The organism is Citrobacter sp. MGH106 (genome assembly GCF_001037495.1).
Lineage (GTDB): Bacteria > Pseudomonadota > Gammaproteobacteria > Enterobacterales > Enterobacteriaceae > Citrobacter > Citrobacter murliniae.
The window spans coordinates 3437755-3464104 of the sequence record NZ_KQ089822.1 but is presented as its reverse complement, the minus strand read 5'-3'; the positions used below and the strand labels follow the sequence as shown (position 1 = coordinate 3464104).

Genomic DNA, 26350 nt, shown 5'->3' with positions numbered 1-26350 from the left:
TAACCCAAAAAGTCAGGAACCGAATATTGGGTTTAGTTGTGTTTCATAAATGTTGCAATGAAACACTTAAACCAGTTTCATGAAACGATAGCTGACACGCTTTTGTGCAACAAAGATATAAAGATTGAATTTAATTTATTGTTTTTAAAAACAAAAACAGAAAATGAATAAAAATTAAGGTCTTTGGCATACCCCTTGCTTTAGTTAATCAACGAACGATAACAAGTTGATAACAAGAGGATGGGATATGTCTCTACACTCCCCAGGGCTGGCGTTCCGCGCCGCGCTCACCAAAGAAAATCCATTACAAATCGTTGGCACCATTAACGCCAATCACGCGCTGTTGGCTCAGCGTGCCGGGTATCAGGCGATTTATCTGTCGGGTGGTGGTGTCGCTGCCGGATCGCTGGGCTTGCCGGATCTCGGCATCTCCACTCTGGATGATGTTCTGACTGATATTCGCCGTATTACCGATGTCTGCCCGTTGCCGCTGCTGGTGGATGCAGATATTGGTTTCGGATCCTCGGCATTTAACGTGGCGCGTACTGTGAAATCAATGATCAAAGCCGGCGCCGCTGCGCTGCATATTGAAGATCAGATCGGCGCTAAGCGCTGCGGTCATCGTCCGAATAAAGCGATCGTCTCCAAAGAAGAGATGGTTGATCGTATTCGCGCCGCAGTGGATGCGCGCACCGATCCGAACTTTGTGATCATGGCGCGTACCGATGCGCTGGCGGTGGAAGGGTTGGAAGCGGCAATCGATCGTGCGCGGGCGTATGTCGAAGCGGGTGCTGACATGCTGTTCCCGGAGGCCATCACCGAGCTTTCTATGTACCGCCAGTTTGCTGATGCGGTGCAGGTACCGATCCTCGCCAACATTACCGAATTTGGCGCCACGCCGCTGTTCACCACCGATGAATTGCGTAGCGCTAACGTCGCAATGGCGCTCTATCCGCTGTCTGCTTTCCGTGCCATGAACCGCGCCGCAGAAAGGGTTTACAACGTGCTGCGCCAGGAAGGCACGCAAAAGAGCGTGATCGACATGATGCAGACGCGTAACGAGCTGTACGAAAGCATCAATTATTACCAGTACGAGGAGAAGCTCGACGCCCTGAATCTCAAGTAGGCCTGATAAGGCGCAGCCGCCATCCGGCACTGCCGGATGGCACTACGTTTATCCGGTCTACGGCGTACACCCTCAATACCCTACACATTAAAATAATGACGAGGACAACATGAGCGACACAACGATCCTGCAAAATAATACCAATGTCATTAAGCCTAAAAAATCAGTCGCGCTGTCAGGCGTGCCAGCCGGAAATACCGCCCTGTGTACCGTCGGTAAAAGCGGTAACGATTTACACTATCGTGGCTACGATATTCTCGACCTGGCGCAACAGTGCGAATTTGAAGAAGTTGCACATCTGCTGATCCACGGAAAATTACCCAACCGTGATGAACTCAATGCCTATAAAAGCAAATTAAAAGCGCTGCGCGGTTTACCGGCTAACGTACGTACCGTGCTGGAAGCGCTGCCCGCAGCATCGCACCCTATGGATGTGATGCGCACCGGTGTCTCCGCGTTAGGCTGCACGCTACCGGAAAAAGAAGGGCATACCGTTTCTGGCGCACGTGATATTGCCGACAAGCTGCTGGCCTCGCTCAGTTCGATCCTGCTTTACTGGTATCACTACAGCCACAACGGTGAGCGGATCCAGCCCGAAACCGACGATGATTCTATTGGCGGTCACTTCCTGCATTTGCTGCATGGCGAAAAGCCGCCGCAAAGCTGGGAAAAAGCGATGCACATCTCGCTGGTGCTTTACGCCGAACACGAATTTAACGCCTCCACATTCACCAGCCGGGTGATTGCGGGTACTGGCTCCGATATGTATTCAGCGATTATCGGTGCTATTGGTGCTCTGCGTGGCCCAAAACACGGCGGCGCGAACGAAGTGTCGCTGGAGATCCAGCAGCGCTACGAAACGCCGGATGAAGCCGAAACCGATATCCGCAAGCGTATTGAAAATAAGGAAGTGGTGATTGGTTTTGGCCACCCGGTTTATACCATTGCCGATCCACGTCATCAGGTAATCAAACGCGTGGCGAAGCAGCTTTCTCAGGAAGGTGGTTCGCTGAAGATGTACAACATTGCCGATCGCCTGGAAACCGTGATGTGGGAGTCGAAAAAGATGTTCCCCAACCTCGACTGGTTCTCGGCGGTCTCCTACAACATGATGGGCGTTCCGACCGAAATGTTCACCCCATTATTTGTTATCGCCCGCGTTACCGGCTGGGCGGCACACATTATCGAACAGCGTCAGGATAATAAAATTATCCGTCCTTCTGCCAATTATACCGGCCCGGAAGATCGCGTTTTTGTCCCGATTGATCAGCGTTGCTAATTCAATTCCTCAAATTATAAAACTCAGGAACTCTTGTTATGTCTGCACAAATTTCGAATGTTCGCCCAGAATTTGACCGTGAAATCGTTGATATCGTGGATTACGTCATGAACTACGAAATCACCTCGAAAGTGGCGTATGACACTGCGCATTATTGTCTGCTTGATACCCTCGGCTGTGGCCTGGAAGCGCTGGAATATCCGGCCTGTAAAAAGTTGTTAGGGCCGGTCGTTCCGGGGACGGTAGTGCCGAACGGTGTTCGCGTACCGGGTACTCAGTTTCAGCTTGATCCGGTGCAGGCGGCATTTAACATTGGCGCGATGATCCGCTGGCTGGACTTCAACGATACCTGGCTGGCCGCTGAATGGGGTCATCCTTCCGATAACCTCGGCGGTATCCTGGCGACGGCAGACTGGCTGTCTCGCAATGCGGTGGCTGTTGGAAAAGCGCCGTTAACCATGAAAAAAGTGCTGACCGGGATGATCAAAGCCCATGAAATTCAGGGCTGCATCGCGCTGGAAAACTCCTTTAACCGCGTCGGGCTGGATCACGTTCTGTTGGTTAAAGTCGCGTCGACCGCTGTGGTGGCCGAGATGCTGGGGCTGACTCGTGACGAGATCCTCAATGCGGTATCACTGGCGTGGGTCGACGGGCAGTCGCTGCGTACCTACCGCCACGCGCCGAATACCGGCACGCGTAAATCCTGGGCGGCAGGCGATGCGACTTCCCGCGCGGTACGTCTGGCGCTGATGGCGAAGACCGGTGAGATGGGCTATCCGTCGGCGCTGACGGCAAAAACCTGGGGCTTTTATGACGTTTCTTTCAAAGGGGAGTCGTTCCGCTTCCAGCGTCCATACGGCTCGTACGTGATGGAAAACGTGTTGTTTAAAATTTCCTTCCCGGCAGAGTTCCACTCACAGACTGCGGTAGAAGCGGCGATGACCCTTTATGAGAAGTTGCAGGCGGCAGGGAAAACCGCTGCGGATATCGAAAAAGTGACGATTCGTACTCACGAAGCCTGTATTCGTATCATCGATAAAAAAGGCCCACTAAATAACCCGGCGGATCGCGACCATTGCATTCAGTACATGGTGGCGATCCCTCTGCTGTTTGGACGTTTGACGGCAGCAGATTATGAAGACGGTGTGGCGCAGGATAAACGCATTGATGCCCTGCGCGAGAAGATCAACTGCTTCGAAGATCCTGCCTTTACCGCTGATTATCACGACCCGGAAAAACGCGCTATCGCTAACGCCATCACTCTCGAGTTTACCGACGGTTCACGTTTCGAAGAGGTGGTGGTGGAGTACCCAATTGGCCACGCGCGTCGTCGTCATGACGGTATGCCAAAGCTGGTCGAAAAATTCAAAATCAACCTGGCGCGTCAGTTCCCAACTCGCCAGCAGCAGCGCATCCTGGATGTCTCCCTGGACAGAACACGCCTGGAGCAGATGCCGGTCAATGAGTATATGGATCTTTTCATTATTTAAACCTGCGTGCGGCAAGGCGTAAGTTCAACAGGAGAGCGTTATGTCTTATAGCGATTTTTATCAGCGTTCGATTACCCAACCAGAGTCGTTCTGGGCCGAGCAGGCCCAGCGTATTGACTGGCAGCAGCCGTTTACCCAGGTGCTGGATCACAACCATCCGCCGTTTGCCCGCTGGTTTTGCGGCGGGACGACGAATTTGTGCCATAACGCCATCGACCGTTGGCTGGATAAGCAACCTGATGCGCTGGCGCTGATTGCCGTTTCATCGGAAACCGAAGAAGAACGCACGTTTACCTTTAGCCAGTTGTATGACGAAGTTAACGTAACAGCAGCGATGCTATTGTCGCTGGGCGTTCAACGTGGCGATCGGGTGCTGGTCTATATGCCAATGATTGCCGAGGCGCACATTACGCTACTGGCCTGTGCACGTATTGGGGCGATCCATTCGGTTGTGTTCGGTGGATTCGCTTCACATAGCGTGGCGGCGCGGATCGACGATGCCCGACCAACGGTTATCGTATCAGCAGATGCCGGAGCGCGTGGTGGCAAAATACTGCCGTATAAAACGTTGCTCGACGATGCGATCAATCAGGCGCAGCACCAGCCACGCCATGTGATTTTGGTCGATCGCGGTCTGGCGAAAATGGCGCAGGTGGCGGGGCGTGACCTCGATTTTGCCACGCTGCGTCAGCAGCATCTCGGGGCGCGTGTGCCGGTAACCTGGCTGGAGTCGAACGAAACATCCTGCATTCTCTACACCTCCGGCACGACCGGCAAACCGAAAGGCGTACAGCGTGATGTCGGCGGCTACGCGGTGGCGCTGGCGACCTCAATGGACACCATTTTTGGCGGCAAAGCTGGTGGCGTCTTTTTCTGTGCCTCGGATATCGGCTGGGTGGTTGGACACTCCTACATCGTGTACGCCCCGCTGCTGGCGGGGATGGCGACTATTGTCTACGAAGGGTTACCAACGTATCCGGACTGCGGGGTATGGTGGAAAATCGTCGAGAAATATCAGGTCAGCCGGATGTTCTCGGCGCCGACCGCTATCCGCGTGCTGAAGAAATTCCCGACTGCGCAGATCCGCAACCACGATCTCTCCTCGCTGGAGGTGCTGTATCTGGCGGGTGAGCCGCTGGATGAACCGACCGCGAGCTGGGTAACGGAAACGCTGGGCGTACCGGTTATTGATAACTACTGGCAGACCGAATCCGGCTGGCCGATCATGGCGATTGCTCGTGGACTGGATGACCGGCCTTCGCGTCTGGGTAGTCCTGGCGTGCCGATGTATGGCTACAACGTACAGTTGCTGAATGAAGTGACCGGTGAACCCTGTGAGGCAAATGAGAAGGGAATGCTGGTGATTGAAGGGCCTCTGCCGCCGGGGTGTATTCAAACTATCTGGGGCGATGACACGCGCTTTGTGAATACCTACTGGTCGCTGTTTTCTCGTCAGGTGTACGCCACGTTTGACTGGGGGATCCGCGATGCCGATGGTTATTACTTTATTCTTGGCCGGACGGATGATGTGATTAACGTTGCCGGACATCGACTTGGCACGCGCGAGATCGAAGAGAGTATTTCCAGCTATCCGAACGTTGCGGAAGTGGCGGTAGTGGGCGTAAAAGATGCGTTGAAAGGGCAGGTGGCTGTGGCATTTGTTATTCCGAAGCAGAGCGACAGTCTGGAAGATCGCGATATCGCGCATTCAGAAGAGAAGGCGATTATGGCGCTGGTGGACAGTCAGATTGGTAACTTTGGTCGCCCGGCACATGTCTGGTTTGTTTCTCAACTCCCCAAAACTCGCTCCGGAAAAATGCTGCGGCGAACGATCCAGGCGATCTGTGAAGGTCGCGATCCCGGCGATCTGACCACCATTGACGATCCCGCGTCGTTACAGCAAATCCGTCAGGTAATTGAAGAATAACCTAGCATCTTAACCGTAGGCCGGATAAGTCGCATCAGCGATGAATCCGGCACTACATCTTAATTCGCCTTCTTATACGGTCCGTGATCGCTATCAAATGGCGCATATACAGTGTCCGCCACAAAAGATAACGGCACATCAACAAATAACAACGCTAAATCGAAATAGTTATAATCGTAAGCACCCGGGTTTTTTATTTTATCAATGTCGTGATGCATACCCACGTAATATGTATTTGACTCTTTACCTTCCGTGCGTGCATTAATGCTGCCACATCCCGAAAGTAATGTGCTGATAAATAGCGCTATTACCGCAACTGTCTTTCTGCTCATGCTCTGACCTAGCTTACCACCTTGTTTTACCATAACAGTAGAAAAGCGGCTTTTTGTCGGCAAAACTTAAGCTGTCAGGTAAGTGATAAGGGGGAGTGACAATCTGTCAGGAACAGAGTTGAACGCTGCGAAGCTGTGGCCCGTAAAGGCGTAGCCAATACCCTGGCGACTTGAAGGATGACGGGTATAAGTCTACCCCTTTACGTTTATTGGATAGTAATCTGTTTAAATGGACAGCTCCGTTTTGTAGTCTTTGTAATAATATTGCTTGTCTCTGTCGCTGATTTCTCGGATGACCCGACAGGGTACGCCAGCCGCAACGACATTGGGTGGGATGTCTTTAGTCACGACACTACCCGCGCCGATGACCGTGTTCTCGCCAATCGTAATTCCGGGATTGATAACAACATTACTGCCAATCCAGACATTATTGCCGATCGTTACCGGAAAAGAATACATCTCGCCAAACTTTCTCAGCTCATGATGAACAGGATGCCCGGTTACAGAGATCGTGACGTTGGGTGCAATTAAAACGTTATCGCCTATGGTAACCGTGTAATCATCTACAATGGTGAAGTTAAAATTGGCATAGAAGTTTTTACCAATGTGAATATTGCTACCGTAAGAAAAATAAATGGGGGGCTCTATCCACGCATGTTCTCCCACGGTGCCAAACATTTCATGAATCAGTTTCTCTCTCTTTTCAACTTCTGATGGACGCGTGTGATTAAATTCATACATTAACTCTTTTCCGCGCAATCTCTCTTGCGGTAACCCTTCACACATATCGGTAAACAGCTTTCCTGCTTTTATTCTGTCTCTCATGGCGGTGCTCATTAATGCGACTCCATCCTTGTATGTTAAATTCAGACCTGTCTGTCCATTTGCGTGACATAACGAGAGAATGGTTTTGCGCCGCTAAGCGTAAAGACTGAAATCAGCGTGAAGCTCAGGGCGATGATTCCCAGTACCAGATAAGCTCCCTTAAAACCGATACTTTCGTACATATTACCGGCCAGTATGGACATGAAAATCATTGCCAGCTGTTTGAAGAAACAGAAGCACACCAGATAAATAGTGGCGGAAAAACGAACTTCAAACTGGCTGGTGATGTATTTGAAGCAGCCGACGATCAAGAAGGGGATTTCAAACATATGAAGCGTTTTGAGGATAACAACTTCCAGCGCGGAGGTGGCAAACGCGGAACCGATAATCCTCACTGACATAATAGTGCCTGCCAGCAACAGGGCGTTTTTCCCACCGATGCGATTCACAATTAGCGGGGCAAAAAACATGATGGAAGCGTTGAGTAGCTCTCCCATGGTGGTGACGTAGCCAAATACGCGAGTACCTTGTTCACCAGTGGCAAAGAATGAGGTGAAAAAATTGGCGAACTGCTGGTCGAACACATCGTAAGTGCAGGAAACACCGACGACATACAGTGAAAGGAACCATAGTTTAGGTTGTTTAAATAACTCCAGTGCCAGTTTCAGGCTGAAAGCTGAATGATTGGCGCCGACTGCGTCCGCAACCTTTGCAGAAGAAGGCACTTCCGCTTTCGAAAAGAACAGAAGTATTGCCAGAATTATCGCGCAACCCGATCCCAACCAGAAGACAAACTGGTTGTTAATAGTAAACATAATCCCGGCAATTGAGGCGCACAATGCCCAGCCCACGCAACCAAACATACGTGCGCGGCCAAATTCAAAATGACTTCGGCGACTCGCTTTTTCAATATAGGCTTCGATTGCCGGAGCCCCTGCGTTGTAAATAAAACCCAGGTAAATTCCCCCGACAATAGAGCCGAGTAAAATATTAAACTGCAGTAGTGGACCAAAAACGTAAATAAAGAACGGGGCAAACATTACCAGCATCCCGGTAATGATCCATAGCAGGTGTTTTCGCAGTCCGAGTTTATCGGAGAGCAGACCAAAAATGGGCTGAAAAAGCAGTGAGAATAAAGAGATGCAGGCGAAGATGACGCCGGTATCCCCTTTGCTGATATGGTTTATATCGTGTAACCAGATAGGGAAAAATGGGAAATAAGCCCCCATAATAAAAAAGTAAAAGAAGAAGAAAAAACCGAACATCCAAAAGTTAGTGTTTTTAAATAATACATAATGGATTTCCTTACGCAAAATAATGGCAGGTCGCAACCTGCCCAATTATTTATTATTTTTAGCGCCAGTTGACCTGGTAGTGATAGTGTCCGGCACTCAGTTGATATTCCGGCGAAACGGAAGGACTCCATGAGTCATCCCCGCCGACGCCCATATGGAAACCATCAATATTGAGCCAGGTCCCCGCCTCTGGTTGCAGCAGATGGCGATGGCTGGTTTCCATCAGTTGTTTCTGACTGTAGCGACTGATGTTGAACTGGAAATCACCGCGCCACTGATGAGCACCGTAGCGCAATTCGCGCGTTCCACAGCGCAGGCCGTTTTCACTCGGAAAAACGTAAGGGGTATACATCTCATCCAGCGAAAGATCCCACTTGCCAAAACAGGCCGCGCTCAGGCGGTCCGGGTAGTTCTCGTGGGGACCGAGACCTGTCCAGTTTACCCGCTCAGCGACCAACGCAAGCTGACAGCTAAGACCAATCCTCGCCGGATGCGGTGTTCCGCTGGCGACATCGACATCTATTGTCATTTGCATCTCGCCGTGTCCGTCAATACGGTAGGATTTACGGCTGATAAACAGTGTGTTACCAAGGTACTGCCAGGCATGTACGGTGGTAATCAGTACGCTGCTGGACAGTGTTTCGGCTTCACAAACCAGTAGCTTTGGCTCTGTGTGATAGTGACCTGCCGCCTTCCAGCGTTCGACCCAGGCGTTGGGATCGATACGGGTGACTTCACTGACACCAATGTCGTTATCCAGCGGTGCGCGGATGAACTGATCGATTAACGGGGTTAATAACTGCGGCGTATCATCCATCCAGTATTGTGTTAGCAGACCTGACTGACGGGAGAATTCCCAGCGTTTGTTATTGACTGCCGCTGTAAATGCGCCCTCGCTGACGGTCAGCTCTGGCGTTGTACTGGCATGTGATGGAAGTGTCAGACTGAATTTTTCTTCCAGTTTCCACTGATACCAGGCACTGATATGTCCAGCTTCTGACCACCCGGTCGCCTGGGGCTGAGCAACGTGCACCGTCAGCCACAGCTGGCCCGCGGTTTCAGGCATCGGGATTTCCGGCAGGGTGATTATCTGGCTGCCCTGCGGAGCGATATCCAGTGCCTGCTCTCCGCTGGCCAGTGGATTACCGTCCTGAGCGATAGACCAGTGCAAAACTTCGTTATCGCTGCGACGGAACAAATATTCACTGGTGACCTCAATCTTCCATTGCGCGCCAGGGAGCAACGTGAACTGGAAAAATTGCTGCGCGTGTTTAGCCTCGTACAGTGATGGATGCGGTGTGCGATCGGCAAACACCAAACCGTTCATACAGAACTGACGATCGTTCGGCGTGTCGCCAAAGTCACCGCCGTAGGCAGACCAGGGCTTACCTTCGTCATCGTATCTGATGAGCGACTGATCCACCCAGTCCCAGACGAAACCGCCCTGTAAGCGAGGGTACTGGCGAAACGCCTGCCAGTATTTAGCGTAACCGCCGAGGCTGTTGCCCATCGCATGGGCGTATTCGCAAAGGATTAACGGGCGCTGCTCACCGGGCATCGACAGCCATTTTTTGATTGACCATTTTGGCACAGCCGGGAAAGGCTGATCCTGGTCGACGCGGGCATACATTGGGCAGATGATGTCTGTTGCTGCGGTATCCGCGCCCCCGCCTTCGTACTGCACCGGGCGCGACGGGTCTTCTGATTTAAGCCAGCGGTAGAGGGCATCGTGGTTCACGCCGTGACCGGATTCATTTCCCAGCGACCAGATAATGATACTGGGGTGGTTGCGATCGCGCTGCACCATACGCGTGACGCGCTGACTCATGGCTGGCAGCCAGTCTGGATTGTCGGTCAGGCGATTCATCGGCACCATGCCGTGGGTTTCGATATTGGCTTCATCCACTACGTACAGCCCGTAGCGATCGCACAGGGTGTACCACAGCGGATGATTCGGATAATGGGAGCAGCGTACGGCATTGAAGTTGTTCTGCTTCATCAGGATGATGTCCTGCAGCATCGTCGCTTCGTCCATCACCTGACCGTTTTTCGGGTGATGTTCATGCCGGTTGGTTCCGCGAATCAATAGTGGCTTGCCGTTTAACAGGAGCAGACCATTTTCAATGCTCACCTGACGAAAGCCAACATCACAGGCTTCTGCTTCAATCAGTATGCCGTTGGCTGTATGTAACTGCACAACAGCGCGGTACAGATTGGGTGTTTCTGCGCTCCACAGCGCCGGGTTTTCAACATTCAGACGCAGCGAAGTGCGATCGTTGTAAGCCCCGCGCTCATCAATGATCTCGCTGCCTAACAGGGCGGTGGTATCGCTGATCAGTGTTTCACCATCCCACAATTGCAGGGTGACGCGTAAATCTTCGCTCTCGTTGCCCGCCACCCTGACTTCCGCTTCCAGCACTGCGCGACTGAAGTCATCGTTAAAGCGGGTGTTGACACGCAGATCGCGGATTTGCGTCGTGGGTTTGTGCAGCAGAGAAACGTCGCGGAAAATACCGCTCATACGCCACATGTCCTGGTCTTCCAGGTAGCTACCATCGCTCCAGCGTAGCACCATCACCGCCAGACGGTTTTCACCGCGAGTCAGGAAATTGCTGAGATCAAATTCGGAAGGCAGACGACTGTCCTGACCGTAGCCGACCCAGCGACCATTGCACCACAGATGAAATGCAGAATTAACACCATCAAAAATAACGCGAGTCTGGCCCTCAAGTAGCCAGCCTTCATCTACACTAAATGTGAGCGAGTAACATCCAGTTGGGTTCTCAGCCGGAACGTACGGGGGATTGACCGGAAACGGATAGGTAATGTTGGAGTAGATTGGTGCGTCATAGCCGCTCATCTGCCAGTTAGAAGGCACCACGATGGTATCCGCCTGCGGCAGATCGTTTTCAAGCCAGCTTTCAGGTACCGCTTCTGGCGAAGCAAACCAGGCAAATTCCCACTCACCATTCAGTGAACGCAATTGCGCAGAGCGACTGTTCCTGCGGGCATCATCCGCTGAGCGCCAGCTACAAAAAGGCGGGTGAGCCTCCAGACGATTGAGTTGTGTCACGCCGGGGTTTTCCCAGTCGCGGCGTTTCAGTACGGCGGCGAGTGAATCCGTGTTCAGGGTCATGGCAGTATCCTGGTTAAATTTGTTATCCGCTCACAATTTTATTGAACATACGTGGAAGTCGATTATTTTGTAAAGGGGAGGGCGGATAATAATTGAACTGAATCACATAAATTCAGGTATGCGAGATAAAGGTGATAACTTCCCCATGGAGTGTTAAAGACGAGAAATTTGGCGGGCCAGCTGCATTAAAGACTCCGCGAGTACCTGAGCGGTAGCGGTCTGAGTATTCGGCGGCAGAACGGTTTTTCGCTCAACCAGCGTAACGGGCAGAAGCTGGTTACCCGGGGCGGATCCACCCTGTGAAAGCTGTAATAGTTTGTCGACGCTGGTTTGTCCAAGCATCGGGAAATCCTGCTTTATTGTGGTCAGCGGCGGGATATAACAGGAGCTGTCTTCGGTGTCATCATAGCCAATTACCGAGATGTCGGTTGCGACCCGCAGGCCAAATTCGCTTATTGCCCGCATCGCGCCCAGTGCCATTTGATCATTGGCGACCAGCATAGCGGTAGGGATGTTACCGTCGTTAAGCATCTGCATGGTTTGATGAAAACCGGACATAGCGCTCCAGTCGCCTTCCATTTCCACCGTCGGTTGTAGCTGGTAGTGCGCCAGATACTTATGCCAGCCCGCGTGTCTGAGCCGTGCCGAGACTGAGGTATTCGGTCCGGCTAACAGAGCGATACGTTGATGGCCATGCTGTACCAGATGTTCTACGCCCAGTCGCGCGCCATCGTCATGGGAGAAAATCACGCTGTTAATTGGGGATTGATCCGAGACATCAAGAAACAGCACCGGCACCGGGGCGCAGGAGGCGGCAACGGCAATGGCGTCCTCTTCATCAAGCGGATAGTTGATGATAAGCCCGGTCACACGCTGTGACAGCAGGTTATGTACCGCCGATTTACACGCTTGCATACCGCTACGCTCAACCATCGCAATTACCACACTGGCCCCGGACTGGTCGGCGCGAGATTTAATGGCGGCAACAATTTGCGAGGGTGCATGCAGAGCAAGGTTTGCGGTCACCACGCCGATAAGCGGCGTTTGCTTGCCCGCAAGCTGCTGTGCGACGCGGTTGGGGATATAGTTAAGTTCCGCCATTGCGGCCTCAACTTTCTGACGGGTTTTCGCGGAAACGTGGCTGGCCTGATTCACGACGCGGGAGACGGTCTGGTAAGAGACTCCTGCATGGTCTGCAACATCGTATAGCGTTACCGGTTTCACATTTACCACCCTGATTTCCATGTTATCCACGCGCTATCATGCCACACCATGAAAGGTTTTTCGTCATTTGTGGCATTGTTCTGCGAGGCTCATTTCGGAGAAAGAAGCTTTCAGCAAATCGCTCCCTGTGGTCTATGGTTGCCATATTTAACATAATGATATATCAAAAAATAGTGAGGAAATTGTGAGTGATCTGGAGGCAAAGAACATTCTGTCCATTTACCGACGCCACGCAGCTGCGTTTGCCTGCCAGCGCTCGCGCACGCTTTTTGAAAAACACTGGCTGGATAAATTCATTGCGGCAATGGGCGGGCTGGGCAGCATTGTAGATATTGGCTGTGGGAACGGTCAGCCGATTGCCGACTATTTTATCCAGCAAGGTTTTCAGCTTACCGGTGTGGATGGTTCAGCGGCGATGCTGGCGCGCGCCCGGCAAGCTTTTCCCGACCAGCGCTGGCTGGAGCAGGATATGCGCGAATTAACGCTGAATGAAACTTTCGAGGGTTTGCTTGCCTGGGACAGTTTTTTCCATTTAACCCAGCAGGACCAACAAAACATGTTCCCGATTTTTGACCGGCTCAGCCATCCCGGTAGCGCACTCATGTTTACCAGCGGCACCAGTAACGGCATCGCCATGGGACAGTTTGAAGGCGAACCGTTGTTTCACGCCAGTCTGGCGCCCGACGAGTACCGCGCACTGCTGTCAGCGCACGGCTTTGAGGTGATTGATATGGTGATGGAAGATCCGCAATGCGCCGGGCATACGGTCTGGCTGGCGAAGAAAAGGGGTTAAACGCCGCGAAAAGTTTTGCGCCACTCAGCGGGACTGACACCGAAGTGTGATTTAAAATGCTGGCGCCAGGTTACCGGCGACAGAAAGCCAACCTGTTCGGCAATTCTTTCAACGGGTAACGGGCTGGACTCAAGCAGTTCCTGACTGCGACGCAGGCGTTCGGCAATCAGCCACTCTGCCACGCTCGACCCGGTAGCTTTCATAAAATGGCGGGTTAAAGTTCGCCGACTCATCATTACCCGCTGCGCCAGCCCGTCGAGGTTATGTTGTTCGTGGATATGCTGGCGCAAATAGTCGAGCAGAGCGTTGATGCGCTGATCCTGGGTACTTTTCGCCACTGGCTGTTCGATAAACTGCGCCTGTCCTCCTTCGCGATGTGGCGGCACAATCATCCGTCGGGCAATCTGATTCGCGACCGTACTGCCAAAGCGTTGGCGGATCACATACAAGCAGCAATCAAGTGCGGCTGCGGTGCCTGCCGAGGTGATAATGCCGTCGTCATCCACATATAAGGCGTTGATATCCAGACGAGCGGCGGGAAAACGTGCCTGAAAGTCTTGTTCAAACTCCCAGTGCGTGGCCGCTCGTTTGCCGTCCAGCAATCCGGCATAGCCGAGAACAAATGCACCCAGGCACAATCCGACAATTTGGGCGCCGTTTTGCCGCGCGCGATTGAGTGCATCAAGCAGACTTTGTGCCGGGCGATGGGCCGTGGTGCCCCAGTATGGGATCACCACAATGTCGGCCGCCTCCACGGCTTCATAACCGTGAGAGGCGGTGACGGAAAAGCCGTCCTGAGAAGCGATGATGCCAGGTTTCTCGGCGCACAGTTGCACCTCAAAGCGTTTTTTTGCCGCCACTTTGTCACTGAAAATGATGCACGGCACCGAGAAGTGAAACGGGCTGAAATCTTCAACGGCGACGATAGCGACGGTGAGCGGGAGCATACGATTCCTCTGTTGGCATTAAAACGTCAGGGTTTCACCATCTTCCGGCACGTTGACGAATTCCGCAATCTGGTTGTCGTGGGCATAATCTTTCAGAGCTGAACGGGTGAGCAGGCAGTGGTTAATCGCTTCCATGTGGGTCGCGACAATCTGTGCCTGCGGCAGCGTGAAGTGCGTTTTTAGTACATCCTCAGCACCCATAATAATTGGCCCAAAACCGATAACGTGGGCAAAGCCTGCGTTCAAAATAACCACGTCTGGCTGGAAAGTCTGCATATTGGTTTCCACCTCGTTGCGCCAGATGGTGTCCCCGACCAGATACAGCGTTTTTTCCGCCGGATGCTGGAAGATAACCCCGCAGGCATCACCCAGACGCTCCGCCATTTGCGGGATGGCGTAAGCGCGATCCGAGCCGTGCTGGCCGCCGGTTTTACGCAGGGTGATGTCGCCCAGCGTAGTGCTGTGCGTCAGTACGGTCAGTTGTGTGAAACCCTGCTCCCGCAGCACGTGCTCATCCTGCTCATTTTGCACATAGATCGGTTTATCTTTCGGCACGACGTGAGTGGCAACCTCGTCCCAGTGATCCTCATGCAGATGGGTCACGATCAGCGCATCGACGTTAAGCAGGGTATCGATGTCGATGGGCAGATCGACGGTTGGGTTACGGATCTCTGCGCGCGCTGTTCCGGCAAAACCCGGATAAGCACTTTTTGGCGCCAGCATAGGATCGACCAGAAAGGTTTTGCCGCCAAAGGTGATGCGTTGCGTGGCATTGCGTATTTGCGTGATGTTCATGGTGTTTGCTCCACGTTTTGGGTCAGTGGTGTCATCGTAGAGTGTTGTCCAGAAGATAAATGTGGGCAAATGGGCGATTAGCGATGGGATTGGGCCAACCGGATGCTATGATTACCGACGCCGTGACGTAAAGTGTATGCCGCGATAGTAAATTAAATGATAGCCAACCTGCTTAATATTTATTTAATACCAGACAATGATACCGTGCTGAATAAATCAGAGTGAATTAAATGTAAGTTATTTTATTAAATGAAAAACGGCTGCAGAGAATATTTTGATATATTCAATGTATTATCGCCAATAAAACAGATCGCTAACGGTGAAATAAGAATGCTATCATTCGCACCAGACGATGCAGGCAACCGCTGGCACACGGCATTCACCCCGGAGCAACTGATGAACAACGAAATTTCGCTGAAGTATTATGATATTGCCGACGAGTATGCGACGGAGACGACAAAGCCGGTGAACGAGCCGGAACGCGACTCCCTGGCGCATTACTTCCAGCTACTGATCACTCGTTTAATGAACAACGAGGAGATCAGCGAAGAAGCGCAGCAGGAGATGGCTGGTGTTGCTGGCATCGACGAACAGCGTATCGATGAGATAGCGGAGTTTCTCAATCGCTGGGGTAACGAGTAACCAAAGGCGTAGCCTGCACTGGCATTGTGTTTTACACTGCGCACAGCAATAATTTAGTAGATTAACGATTAACCAGGCGGTAAAGCAATGAACGGAACAATCACAACGTGGTTTAAAGATAAAGGCTTTGGATTTATCAAAGATGAAAACGGAGATAACCGTTATTTTCATGTGATTAAGGTTGCTAACCCTGAGCTGATCAAGAAAGATGCGGCGGTGACTTTCGAACCCACGACCAATAACAAGGGTTTGTCAGCTTATGCGGTGAAAGTCGTACCAGAGAGCAAGTACATTTATATCGCGGGCGAGCGACTAAAGCTCACGGCGATCAAGTCTTACCTGGTATACAGTGAAGAAGTGCCTGTTGAGACTCGCATTGATAAAGAAAATGCGGTGTTGTCTGTGGGCGTACTGATGAACAGCATCAAACCGAAGTCAGATGTGAAGCCCGGAGAAATGCGTACGCTGAAAAAGTTGGCAATCACCACCTTCCAGGGAACAACGCTGATCTTCTCGGAAGATGAGATAGACATCGACGCCACGGTGAAACTCCTCAAGGTCTGAAATCTTTTGGACTGACTGTGATCCGAAATTCTGCGCCGTTCAGGTGCAGAATTTCGGGGGGTATTTTTGTTCTTTTAACTCTGTGACAGATGGCTTTTGTTCGAAGTCTGAGAGTAATATCGCTATGGAAATACGCCATGGGATACTATTTAAGGTACTATCTTAACGGCTGACACAAACAGATGCTGTCCATAACGCATTGTATCCATTCTCAAACCATTTATCCCCAAGAATATCAATATCTCCATTGTCATGAAATTTAACAAAAGCCGCTATATCAATTTTTTCTCCGGTTTTTATATAAGAAGCAATTCCTTCGCAATACCAAAAGTCTGTTTTTTTATTTAGCGAGACAAAATAGCGGCTATCGCCCCATTGCAGATCAAATTTTATTCCTACATCAGAGCGAATAAAGTTTGAAATGTTAACAATAGAAGGTTTTTCATCTTCATAATAGAAACGACATTCATCAGATGTTTCATAGTTAATTTTTTTAGTTAGCATGTTTTTTTTGACGCCTTCAATGATTTTTATTTTTGCGCTTTTAGATGGAATTCTTCCGGCATGGCTTAATAACTTAAATAATTCATTTTGGAGATATGAATAAGTAATGTCATCAATGTCTGAGCTGAATTTTGATAACTGTTTTTCAGTTATCTTTCCATCCAGTTCAGGATATGTCTTATTATAAATGTCAATGCTTATTTCAGCGTAGCCTATATATTTGCTTGGACCAAAGCACCATTCATTATTGAGTTCATCTTTATAAGCATACCAGCATTTAAATCGTCCAGACTGTTCAAATATTGGATTTCTAGGCGTTTCGTTAAGTGCTTGAGTAAAAGAAAAAATATTATCAACGATTTCTTCTTTTGAGTTTACTAGCCGTAACATCATAATCTCCGAAATTAGCGATTTCCAGATTAGCGCCATTACCGCATTTAGATCCATTAAATCCATATGTTTCTGAGATGTTTATCACGAATTATTAATGATCTTGTGACTACTTACATTGACTCGCTATGTAGCACACATTGTATGAGGAGCACTAAGTCTTACCGGATATATAAGAAAATCCATAATTATCGGGTTACATTTCGATTGAAATACAGCAATCAACCCTCAGTGTTTTTTTTCACCCCTGACACCGCTTCCTGATTAAGTTCTTTTCGCATCACTGCATTCTGCAGCGTCACGCCACGTCGAACAGGATGTTTTCGCTTCACCAAATAAAAACCATGACGTAAAAAGAAAGACTCCGCGGTTTTGCTCACGTGCGATGTGAGTTCGTTCAAACCGAGTAATCTGGCCTCTTGATGAATGCGATTCATAAGCAAAGTACCAACGCCTTGCCCAGGACAGGTTCCTGATACGAAAAAATGGTCAATATATCCATTGGGCTGAACATCAGCATACCCGGCTATTTCACCATCAATCTCAACGACAAAGGGTTGTAACGTCCTCATATGGCTGGCCCAAAGTTCCTGATCAATATCCGCTGGAGCCCACGCATCGATTTGTTCTGGCGTGTAGTCGCGTGACGCGATGTTATGTACGGACGATAAAAAGACGCGAAATAATGCGGCCTCATCCCCATTTTTGAAACGTCGAATTTCCATCAATTCCTCTTGAACCGCGGTGCCAGATGCAATACTCCACAGCCATGATACACCTGTAGAATCTGTCAAATTGAGTTAATTGGACTCAGCTCTGTGCATGCAGAGAATAAATGTGGTCGATTTTACCACCCGGAACCTCATCCAGAAGTATGAGTGTGGCCAGAAGGTTCCCACTTCAGTGTGAACGCCACTGAGTGTTTCCATTGCCAGAGTTTACATAAAGCCTGGCAATGGAGGCGTTATGAGCTGGCGGCCTTTTTTATATCTTATTATTAATCCTCATCCGGTATTGAGCACCCGGCGCGGGCATCTGCGTCTGGTACAGGGATGACTTTGCATTCTGTTAACAAACACGATATAACAAACCTTCTTTGGATGTTTAGATGTCCATACGTTTGGAAGGTTATATGCAAACAACACAACAAAATGCGCCGCTGAAGCGCACGATGAAAACGCGTCACCTGATTATGCTCTCCTTAGGTGGCGTTATTGGCACAGGGTTATTCTTCAATACCGGGTACATCATTTCCACCACTGGCGCGGCGGGGACGTTGCTGGCCTACCTGATTGGCGCGCTGGTGGTCTGGCTGGTCATGCAGTGTCTGGGAGAATTGTCGGTGGCGATGCCGGAAACCGGAGCGTTTCACGTCTATGCTGCGCGCTATCTTGGTCCGGCGACAGGTTACACCGTCGCCTGGCTCTACTGGCTGACCTGGACCGTGGCACTTGGTTCGAGCTTTACCGCCGCCGGATTCTGCATGCAGTATTGGTTTCCGCAGGTACCGGTATGGATCTGGTGCGTGGTTTTCTGCGTCATTATTTTTGGCCTGAACGTTATCTCTACGCGCTTTTTTGCCGAAGGGGAGTTCTGGTTCTCGCTGGTGAAAGTGGTCACCATCATCGCGTTTATTATTCTCGGTGGAGCGGCTATTTTTGGCTTTATCCCGATGCATGACGGTTCGCCCGCGCCGGGGCTGAGTAATATCACGGCAGAAGGCTGGTTCCCGCACGGTGGTTTACCTATCCTGATGACCATGGTGGCAGTGAATTTTGCTTTCTCTGGTACTGAGCTTATCGGTATTGCTGCAGGTGAAACGGAAAACCCACGCAAGGTCATTCCGGTGGCAATTCGTACCACTATCGCGCGACTGATCATTTTCTTTATCGGCACCGTATTTGTGCTGGCAGCGTTGATCCCGATGCAGCAGGCTGGCGTGGAGAAAAGCCCGTTTGTGCTGGTGTTTGAGAAGGTAGGGATTCCGTATGCCGCCGATATTTTTAATTTCGTGATCCTGACGGCCATTCTTTCTGCGGCGAACTCCGGACTGTACGCCTCCGGGCGTATGTTGTGGTCGCTGTCGAATGAGCGCACGTTACCTGCCTGTTTTGCGCGGGTGACGAAAAACGGTGTGCCGCTGACGGCGTTGTCGGTCAGTATGCTTGGCGGCGTGCTGGCGCTGTTTTCCAGTGTGGTTGCCCCGGAAACAGTATTTGTCGCACTCTCGGCGATCTCCGGGTTTGCGGTTGTCGCGGTGTGGCTTAGCATCTGCGCCTCGCACTTTGTTTTTCGCCGCCGGCATCTGCAGCAAGGTAAGGCATTGAGTGAATTACATTATCGCGCACCGTGGTATCCGCTGGTGCCTGTACTGGGGTTTGTGCTGTGTCTGGTGGCTTGTGTGGGACTGGCATTCGATCCGGCGCAGAGAATTGCGTTGTGGTGCGGGTTACCGTTTGTTGCGCTGTGTTATGGTGCTTATTTCCTTACTCAACCCCGTAAAGCAAAACAGGAGCCAGAACATGTCGCAGAATAATCCGTTAAGCGCTCTCCTTGATAAACAGGACTTCCTGTTGCTGGATGGCGCAATGGCGACGGAACTGGAAGCGCGTGGCTGTAATTTAGCCAATAGCCTGTGGTCAGCCAAAGTGCTGGTAGAAGATCCGCAGCTTATCCGCGAAGTTCACCTTGATTACTATCGGGCGGGGGCGCAGTGCGCGATCACCGCCAGCTATCAGGCAACGCCTGCAGGCTTTGCCACGCTCGGACTGGATGAAGCGCAGTCAAAAGCGCTGATTGGCAAAAGCGTGGAGCTGGCACGTAAGGCGCGCGAGGCGTATCTGGCGGAGAATCCGCTGGCAGGGGGACTGCTGGTGGCTGGCTCCGTGGGGCCATATGGTGCGTATCTGGCGGATGGTTCAGAGTACCGCGGCGATTACGAGCGAAGTCAGGAACAGTTTCAGGCGTTCCATCGTCCGCGCGTAGAAGCCTTGCTTGATGCCGGGGCCGATCTGCTGGCCTGTGAAACGATGCCGAATTTTGCTGAGATTAAAGCGCTAGCGGAGTTGCTGAGCGCGTACCCGCGAGCGCGGGCATGGTTCTCTTTTACTCTGCGTGACAGCGAACATCTGAGCGATGGTACGCCGCTGAGCGAAGTTGTCGCGTTTTTGGCTCACTATCCGCAGGTAGTGGCGATTGGTATCAACTGTATTGCGCTGGAAAACACGACCGCTGCGCTACAGCATCTGCATGGATTAACGACGCTGCCGCTGGTGGTCTATCCCAATTCGGGGGAGCATTACGATGCGCAGAGCAAAACCTGGCATCATCATGGTGAAGGTTGTGCGCGGCTGGCGGATTATCTGCCTCAGTGGCGGGCTGCCGGTGCGCGGTTGATTGGCGGGTGTTGTCGCACCACGCCAGAGGATATTGCCGGGTTAAAAGCCTGTTTTTGAGCGTTACCGGGCCGGAAGGCCCGGTAAATCATCACGCCGCATCCGCTAATACAAACATCCCGTACGGGTGGATTTCGAGATAGTAGTGCTCACCGACGTCCGGCTGCAGGCGGGTTGCGTTAACCTGCAGTAAGATTTCCTGCCCGTGCCACACGACGGTCACCTCATACTGCGGCCCCATATAGGCGACGTGCTGGATCACACAGCGCTGGCTCTCTTCACCGCGATCGCTCAACGTAATTGCTTCTGGTCGTACGCCGACCGTGCCTTCGCCCTGAGTAGCAAAATGCAGTGGTCGCGGCAGTCGGTAACCGTAGATATCAACATATTCCTGACTGAACGCCGCCGGAAACAGGTTGGCGTCACCCATAAAGCTTGCCATAAAACGTGACGCAGGTTGACGGTAGAGATCCTGCGGCGAGCCGATCTGCATGATATGTCCCTTGTTCATTACCAGCACGGTGTCGGAAACGGCAAAGGCTTCACTCTGATCGTGGGTCACGTACAGCGAGGTGATATCAAACTGCTTTTGCAACTCACGGATCTTATCGCGCATGCTACGACGCAGGTTGGCATCAAGGTTGCTGAGTGGTTCATCGAACAGCAGGACTTTCGGTTTGAGGATCAGCGCGCGCGCCAACGCCACACGCTGCTGCTGTCCACCGGAGATCTGATCGACATAACGGTCTTCGAATCCTTCCAGATCGACCATCGCCAGCGCTTCTTTTACGCGGGCCTTCACTTCCGCGCGTGAGATACCGAGCATTTTCAGACCATAGCCGACGTTCTCTCCCAGCGACATATGCGGGAACAGAGCGTAGGACTGAAACACCATACAGATATCGCGCTGCTGAATAGAGCGATGGGTGACGTCTTCGCCATCAATGTAAATCTGCCCCTCGCTCGGTTTTTCCAACCCGGCGACCAGACGCAGAATGGTAGTTTTTCCGCAGCCTGACGGCCCCAGCAGCGTCACCATTTGCCCTTGTGGGATGGTGAGGTTGATATTGTCGATAACCGTGTTGCTGCCGAATCGCTTGGTGACGTTGCGCAGCTCAACAAAATTTTTCTGACTCATAGTGCGCTCCATTACGCCTGGTTTTTGGCTTTTGAACGGGAGGTACGTGATTCACCGATCAGCCAGTCAAAGATGAAAATAATCGCCAGCATCACCACGATCAGAATCGAACCGTAGGCAATCGCCACGCCGTATTCGCCGTCTTCCACGCGGTTCAGGATGTAGGCGGTCGCCACGCGGGTATCCGGCGTCACGAGGAACACAATGGCGCTGACGGTGGTAATGGCACGGACAAAGCTGTAGATGAGCGCCGAGAGGATCGCCGGGCGCAGCAGTGGCAACAGGATGTGCGTGATGGTTCGCAGCGAACCGGCGCGCAGGCTGAGTGACGCTTCATCCAGTGATTTGTCGATCTGTCCGAGTCCGGCGATTCCCGCGCGGATCCCGACCGGTACGTTACGCATGACCATCGAGATAATGACTATCGCCGCCGTTCCGGTGAGATACACCGGTGCGCTGTTAAAGGCCAGAATGTACGATACGCCAGCCACGGTGCCGGGTACTGCAAAACACAGCATGGTAGTGAACTCGATGGTCTTCTTGCCTTTGAACTGCTGGCGCACCACTACCCAGGCAATCAACAGGCCGAAGATGGCGGTGATGGGGGCGGCAATACCTGCGTAAAGCAGGGTATCGAGCAGTGAAGGCCATGCTCCGTCGCTCATGCCCTGGCCGAACAGCTTGGTAAAGTTCGCCAGCGTCAGGGTGTAGTCCACGCCCCAGTTAACGGTAAAACTACCGTAGAAAATGCTGCCGTAGAGCAGGGCGTTAAAGGCAATCCACACGGCCAGTAGGGCGACGACGCTCCACACCAGGGTCACCGGCAGCGGCTGCACGTCGCCACGATAGGATTTACCCGAAACGGTGACGTACGAGCGTTTACCGATCCACATGTACTGCACGCAGAACACCAGCAACGAGAACAGCAGCAGGAATGCACCAAGCGTACTGGCGGCCTGGTAATCGAGCTGTGAGCCGGTGATGTAGAAGTAGATTTGTGTTGCCAGTACGTCAAAGTTACCGCCGAGGACCAGGGGGTTACTGAAGTCGGCCAGCGATTGCACCACGACAATCAAAAAGGCGTTAGCCAGCGCCGGTTTCAGCAGCGGGACAAATACACCGTTAAAGGTCTGCCAGCGACTGGCGCGTAGGGTGTAGGAGGCCTCTTCCAGCGAGGGATGAATAGTCTTGATCGCCCCGTCGAGGATCATAAATGCCATTGGGGTGAAAGCCAGCACTTGCGCCAGCCAGATGCCGGTAAAACCATACAGCCAGTTGGTATTCGTCAGCCCGAACCACTCCACCATAAATTCGGTGATGTAGCCGGAGCGTCCCATCATCAGAGTGACGCCTAAGCCGACGACAAACGGCGGAGTGACGATCGGCAGAATCGAGAAAATACGACCAATGATGGCGCTGCGTCTGGCGATACGGGTGGTGTAAATCGCCAGCACCAGACCGAAGAAGGTACAGCCGACGCCGACGGCAATCGACAGCATAATGGAGTTGAGGATCACCTGAATGATATGCGCCTGTGACAGCACATTCATAAACGCCAGTGGCGCAAACTCTCCGGTGTCGTTGGTGAACATCGGAATGAAAATGGCGATGCTTGGCCAGACGATAAAAATACCGATCAGCGCGACAATAGCCGTAAGTGAACCGATGACGAAACGGTCGCCGCCCAGCCATTCGAGGCGGGTGAGCGCCAGGGTCATGATCGCGCCCAGGGCCACAAACAGTACGATAGTGGCATAACCTAAACCGCGTCCTTCTAGTGTGGCGCTGGCGACAATAAAGGCCATGCAGAAAAACGCCCAGCCCGCATCGAGATAGTGGCGGCTGCGCTGTTCGCGTCTGGCTTCCTGGAACGGGCGCACCAGCAGCAGGCTCGGCAGCAGATACCATAACCAGCTGATATTGAAATGCGACCAACTGTAAGCAGCGATAATTTCATCGCTTGTCGATTCCAGCAGGCCGTAGTCCAGACTCCAGCTTGGCAGCAGGGCAAATGCCAGCCAGCCCAGCAAAACCCAAAGGAATATCGCATCCCGTTTTTTCACGGGATGGAGTGCAAGTGTGTGTGACATAAGCGTTCCGGTGTTGTATGTAGGCCCGGTAAGCGCGAGCGCCACCGGGCATTAACCGCAAAATGTGGGCTTATTTCCCCATCTTCACTTCGCTGACCCACTTGTTGATCAAGGCTTTACGCACATCGGTAGAACCATACTTATCCATGTCGTAATTGATAAGTTTCAGATCATCGAGTTTCAGTGAGTTTGGCGAGGTTTCGGCAGTGGTGTTGGTCAGGATCTGATAGGATTTGCCTTTCTTCCATGCCAGCTCCTGGGCGTCTTTCGACAGTACCCAGTCGACGAACAGTTTGGCGTTGTCAATATTACGAGCGCCTTTCAGAATGCTGACGCCACCAATTTCATAGCCGGTACCTTCGCAAGGGGAGATCAGTTCCAGCGGCGCGCCTTGTTCTTTTTCCAGCGAATAGTCGTGCAGGAAACCAATGCCGATAGCCGTTTCGCCACGGGCGGCGTTACGTGCCGGGGCTATGCCGGATTTGGTGTACTGGGAGACGTTGGCGTTGAGTTGCTTCAGATAATCAAAGGCCTGATCTTCACCCCATAGCTGGGCAAAGGTCGCCAGTGCGGTGTAAGCCGTGCCTGAACTTTGCGGGTCGGCAATCTGAATTTCACCTTTGTATTCCGGTTTGGTTAGATCTTTCCAGCATTTTGGTACTGGCAGGTTTTTCTCTTTCAGACGCTGGGTATTGACGCCAAAGCCCAGAATACCGACGTAAACCGCCGAGGAGAGGTTACCTTTAACCTTGGCGGGATCGCGGAATTTCTCCATGATCTGGCTGAGGTTCGGTGATTTATAGGGCTGCAGCAGACCCATTTCACCTGCCTGAGATTGCGGATCCAGCGTACCGCCGTACCAGACATCCGCCTGCGGGTTTTTCTTCTCGGCATCGACTTTCGCCAGCGTACTGCCCGATCCGTTACGGATGAACGAGGTCTTCACGTCATATTTGTCGCCGAAAGCTTTGGTTTCGGATTCACACATCTCGTTGGTGGCACTGCAATAGACCACCAGGCGACCTTCTGCTTGTGCAACGCTGCTTAAGGCAGCCAGCGCAATGCCGGATGCAATCAGGGTAGAGGTAAGCGTCAGTTTCATTGTTTTATCCTTTGACTGAGAGAAGGGGTAATGCCTGCAATAAGTAGCGGCATCAGCAATAAACCCATAAAGACAGCGGCTACCGAGAGCAAACTGAACATTCCCGACCAGCCGTAACGTTCTATGACCAGCGACAGCGGCCAACCCGCCAGCGCGGCCCCCAGATAGGCGAACAATCCGAGAAAACCCGTGATTGAACCTGCCGCCGCCTTGTGTCCGCATTCGACAGCTGCCAGGCCAATCAACATTTGTGGGCCAAAAACAAAAAAGCCCACGGTAAAGAAACAGACCGCCAGCAGTGCGTAGTGGTGAACCGGTGCCAGCCACAGGGCAGCGACAGAGACCATCAGCCCCAGCGTGAACAACAAAATCATTGGCGCGCGTTGTCCACTGAACAGCAAATCTGATCCCCATCCGGCAAACAGCGCCCCGAGTAAACCACCGACTTCAAACAGCATCACTGTGGCATTGGCGCTGAGCAGGTTGACGCCGTGGCTTTCCGTCAGCCAGATGTTGCCCCAGTCATTGAGGGCAATGCGGATCAAATAGACCAGTACATACGACACGCCGAGCAGCCAGATCATCGGGTTCTTCAGCATCGTCGTGCGTAACATTTGCCACAGTCCCATCGGCGGGCTTTGCTGCTCCTGGCGCAACTCCAGCGGGTCATGTCGCCATTCTCCAACCGTGGGTAATCCCTCTTCCTGTGGCGTGCCTTTGAGTTGCAGAGTAAGCCAGATGCCTAATGCCATGCTGATGATCCCAGGTGCCAGCATGGCGGCCTGCCAGCCCCACCAGTGGGCGGCAAAGGCGCTAATCAGTGGGATCACCGCTCCACCGATGTTGATCGACATATTCCAGCAGCCCCACCAGAAGCCGCGCTCGTTGCGTGAATACCAGTGGGTCAACAGTCGGGCGCATGGCGGCCAGCCCCAACCCTGGAAAAAACCGTTTAACGTCCAGACAGCAAGCAACAGGGGCAGTGATTCGCCAAACGCAAACACCACGTTTAATATGCCGGTGGCGAACAGGCCGATGCCCATAAACGCGCGCTGCCCGTGGCTGTCATGCCATAATCCGGCGGTGAATTTCGACAGGCCGTACGTCAGATAGAACAGCGATCCCAGCAGGCCGATATCGCCTTTATCCAGCCCAAGATCGGTTTGCAGCGCCGGAAGTACGTAGTTGACGCTTTTGCGCGTCAGGTAAAACGCGGCGTAGCCAATCACCATGCACATTAGCAGCCGGGGGCGTAGTGCCCGATATTGTTGGTCTGTTTTGCTGGCTGAGCGTGCGTGCATAGATAGCCGTCTCCGTTTTGCTGACTATATGAAAGTGAAACCGAAAGGGGATGAG

At 52.1% G+C, this 26350-nt stretch carries 22 protein-coding genes; 9 read left to right on the top strand and 13 right to left on the bottom strand.

Annotated features, from left to right (window positions below; all coding sequences use genetic code 11):
* Positions 1-247 precede the first annotated feature (247 nt).
* The 4 genes from prpB to prpE all read left to right on the top strand — a co-directional run bounded on the left by prpB (position 248) and on the right by prpE (position 5822).
* Positions 248-1126 carry a methylisocitrate lyase gene (gene prpB / locus SK36_RS16220; protein WP_048221980.1) on the top strand — a complete coding sequence of 293 codons (879 nt, stop codon included), beginning with the start codon at positions 248-250 and terminating at the stop codon, positions 1124-1126.
* A gap of 109 nt (positions 1127-1235) precedes the next feature.
* Entirely contained in the window at positions 1236-2405 is a 1170-nt protein-coding gene (prpC, locus tag SK36_RS16215) for a bifunctional 2-methylcitrate synthase/citrate synthase (protein ID WP_048221979.1), read from the top strand.
* A 38-nt stretch (positions 2406-2443) separates the two neighbouring features.
* Positions 2444-3895 (top strand): bifunctional 2-methylcitrate dehydratase/aconitate hydratase, encoded by a 1452-nt coding sequence (locus SK36_RS16210; RefSeq protein ID WP_048221978.1) that lies wholly within the window; start codon positions 2444-2446, stop codon positions 3893-3895.
* 40 nt (positions 3896-3935) lie between these two features.
* Entirely contained in the window at positions 3936-5822 is a 1887-nt protein-coding gene (prpE, locus tag SK36_RS16205) for a propionate--CoA ligase (RefSeq protein WP_045440339.1), read from the top strand.
* A 59-nt stretch (positions 5823-5881) separates the two neighbouring features.
* Here prpE and SK36_RS16200 read toward each other — a convergent pair whose 3' ends face one another.
* The 5 genes from SK36_RS16200 to SK36_RS16180 all read right to left on the bottom strand — a co-directional run bounded on the left by SK36_RS16200 (position 5882) and on the right by SK36_RS16180 (position 12643).
* A complete protein-coding gene (locus tag SK36_RS16200; protein ID WP_045440341.1) occupies positions 5882-6154 on the bottom strand; it encodes a YceK/YidQ family lipoprotein in 273 nt (90 codons plus the stop codon).
* Positions 6155-6379: 225 nt separating this feature from the next.
* Complete coding sequence (gene lacA / locus SK36_RS16195) at positions 6380-6991, bottom strand: galactoside O-acetyltransferase (protein WP_048221977.1); 612 nt, start codon at positions 6989-6991, stop codon at positions 6380-6382.
* 29 nt (positions 6992-7020) lie between these two features.
* On the bottom strand, positions 7021-8280 hold the full coding sequence (locus SK36_RS16190) for an MFS transporter (RefSeq protein ID WP_048222779.1): 1260 nt from the start codon (positions 8278-8280) through the stop codon (positions 7021-7023).
* A 52-nt stretch (positions 8281-8332) separates the two neighbouring features.
* Complete coding sequence (locus SK36_RS16185; RefSeq protein ID WP_048221976.1) at positions 8333-11410, bottom strand: beta-galactosidase; 3078 nt, start codon at positions 11408-11410, stop codon at positions 8333-8335.
* 153 nt (positions 11411-11563) lie between these two features.
* Positions 11564-12643 carry a LacI family DNA-binding transcriptional regulator gene (locus tag SK36_RS16180; protein ID WP_197086130.1) on the bottom strand — a complete coding sequence of 360 codons (1080 nt, stop codon included), beginning with the start codon at positions 12641-12643 and terminating at the stop codon, positions 11564-11566.
* 175 nt (positions 12644-12818) lie between these two features.
* Here SK36_RS16180 and SK36_RS16175 point away from each other — a divergent pair, with 175 nt between their 5' ends.
* Positions 12819-13427, top strand: coding sequence for a class I SAM-dependent DNA methyltransferase (locus tag SK36_RS16175; RefSeq protein ID WP_045440353.1), 609 nt, complete (start codon positions 12819-12821; stop codon positions 13425-13427).
* On the opposite strand, the gene SK36_RS16170 is transcribed toward SK36_RS16175, so the two are convergent.
* Both SK36_RS16170 and SK36_RS16165 read right to left on the bottom strand, forming a co-directional pair.
* Positions 13424-14374 carry a GlxA family transcriptional regulator gene (locus SK36_RS16170; RefSeq protein ID WP_045440355.1) on the bottom strand — a complete coding sequence of 317 codons (951 nt, stop codon included), beginning with the start codon at positions 14372-14374 and terminating at the stop codon, positions 13424-13426. The genes SK36_RS16175 and SK36_RS16170 overlap by 4 nt on opposite strands.
* A gap of 18 nt (positions 14375-14392) precedes the next feature.
* Positions 14393-15169, bottom strand: a complete 777-nt coding sequence (locus SK36_RS16165) for an MBL fold metallo-hydrolase (RefSeq protein ID WP_048221975.1) — start codon at positions 15167-15169, stop codon at positions 14393-14395.
* A 396-nt stretch (positions 15170-15565) separates the two neighbouring features.
* On the opposite strand from SK36_RS16165, the gene SK36_RS16160 reads away from it, so the two are divergent.
* Both SK36_RS16160 and SK36_RS16155 read left to right on the top strand, forming a co-directional pair.
* Positions 15566-15811: a DUF2543 family protein gene (locus tag SK36_RS16160; protein ID WP_045449467.1), complete on the top strand. Its 246-nt coding sequence runs from the start codon at positions 15566-15568 to the stop codon at positions 15809-15811.
* Between the two features lie 87 nt (positions 15812-15898).
* Positions 15899-16375: a cold-shock protein gene (locus tag SK36_RS16155; protein ID WP_045440360.1), complete on the top strand. Its 477-nt coding sequence runs from the start codon at positions 15899-15901 to the stop codon at positions 16373-16375.
* 162 nt (positions 16376-16537) lie between these two features.
* Here SK36_RS16155 and SK36_RS16150 read toward each other — a convergent pair whose 3' ends face one another.
* The gene (locus SK36_RS16150; RefSeq protein WP_048221974.1) at positions 16538-17335 is read right to left on the bottom strand and encodes a hypothetical protein; all 798 of its coding nucleotides are present in this window, start codon (positions 17333-17335) and stop codon (positions 16538-16540) included.
* A 155-nt stretch (positions 17336-17490) separates the two neighbouring features.
* The gene (locus SK36_RS16145) at positions 17491-17994 is read right to left on the bottom strand and encodes a GNAT family N-acetyltransferase (protein ID WP_048221973.1); all 504 of its coding nucleotides are present in this window, start codon (positions 17992-17994) and stop codon (positions 17491-17493) included.
* A gap of 407 nt (positions 17995-18401) precedes the next feature.
* On the opposite strand from SK36_RS16145, the gene mmuP reads away from it, so the two are divergent.
* The gene (gene mmuP, locus SK36_RS16140) at positions 18402-19805 is read left to right on the top strand and encodes an S-methylmethionine permease (RefSeq protein WP_048222773.1); all 1404 of its coding nucleotides are present in this window, start codon (positions 18402-18404) and stop codon (positions 19803-19805) included.
* Entirely contained in the window at positions 19792-20724 is a 933-nt protein-coding gene (mmuM, locus tag SK36_RS16135; RefSeq protein ID WP_048221972.1) for a homocysteine S-methyltransferase, read from the top strand. Before mmuP ends, mmuM begins: the two co-directional genes overlap by 14 nt.
* Positions 20725-20755: 31 nt before the next feature.
* Here mmuM and fbpC read toward each other — a convergent pair whose 3' ends face one another.
* From fbpC to uhpC, 4 genes are all read right to left on the bottom strand, one after another.
* Complete coding sequence (gene fbpC / locus SK36_RS16130) at positions 20756-21802, bottom strand: ferric ABC transporter ATP-binding protein (RefSeq protein ID WP_045440372.1); 1047 nt, start codon at positions 21800-21802, stop codon at positions 20756-20758.
* An 11-nt stretch (positions 21803-21813) separates the two neighbouring features.
* Entirely contained in the window at positions 21814-23892 is a 2079-nt protein-coding gene (locus SK36_RS16125; protein ID WP_045440374.1) for an ABC transporter permease, read from the bottom strand.
* A 70-nt stretch (positions 23893-23962) separates the two neighbouring features.
* Positions 23963-24994, bottom strand: a complete 1032-nt coding sequence (locus SK36_RS16120; RefSeq protein WP_045440378.1) for an ABC transporter substrate-binding protein — start codon at positions 24992-24994, stop codon at positions 23963-23965.
* Positions 24991-26295 carry an MFS transporter family glucose-6-phosphate receptor UhpC gene (gene uhpC / locus SK36_RS16115; RefSeq protein ID WP_048221971.1) on the bottom strand — a complete coding sequence of 435 codons (1305 nt, stop codon included), beginning with the start codon at positions 26293-26295 and terminating at the stop codon, positions 24991-24993. Before uhpC ends, SK36_RS16120 begins: the two co-directional genes overlap by 4 nt.
* Positions 26296-26350 lie beyond the last annotated feature (55 nt).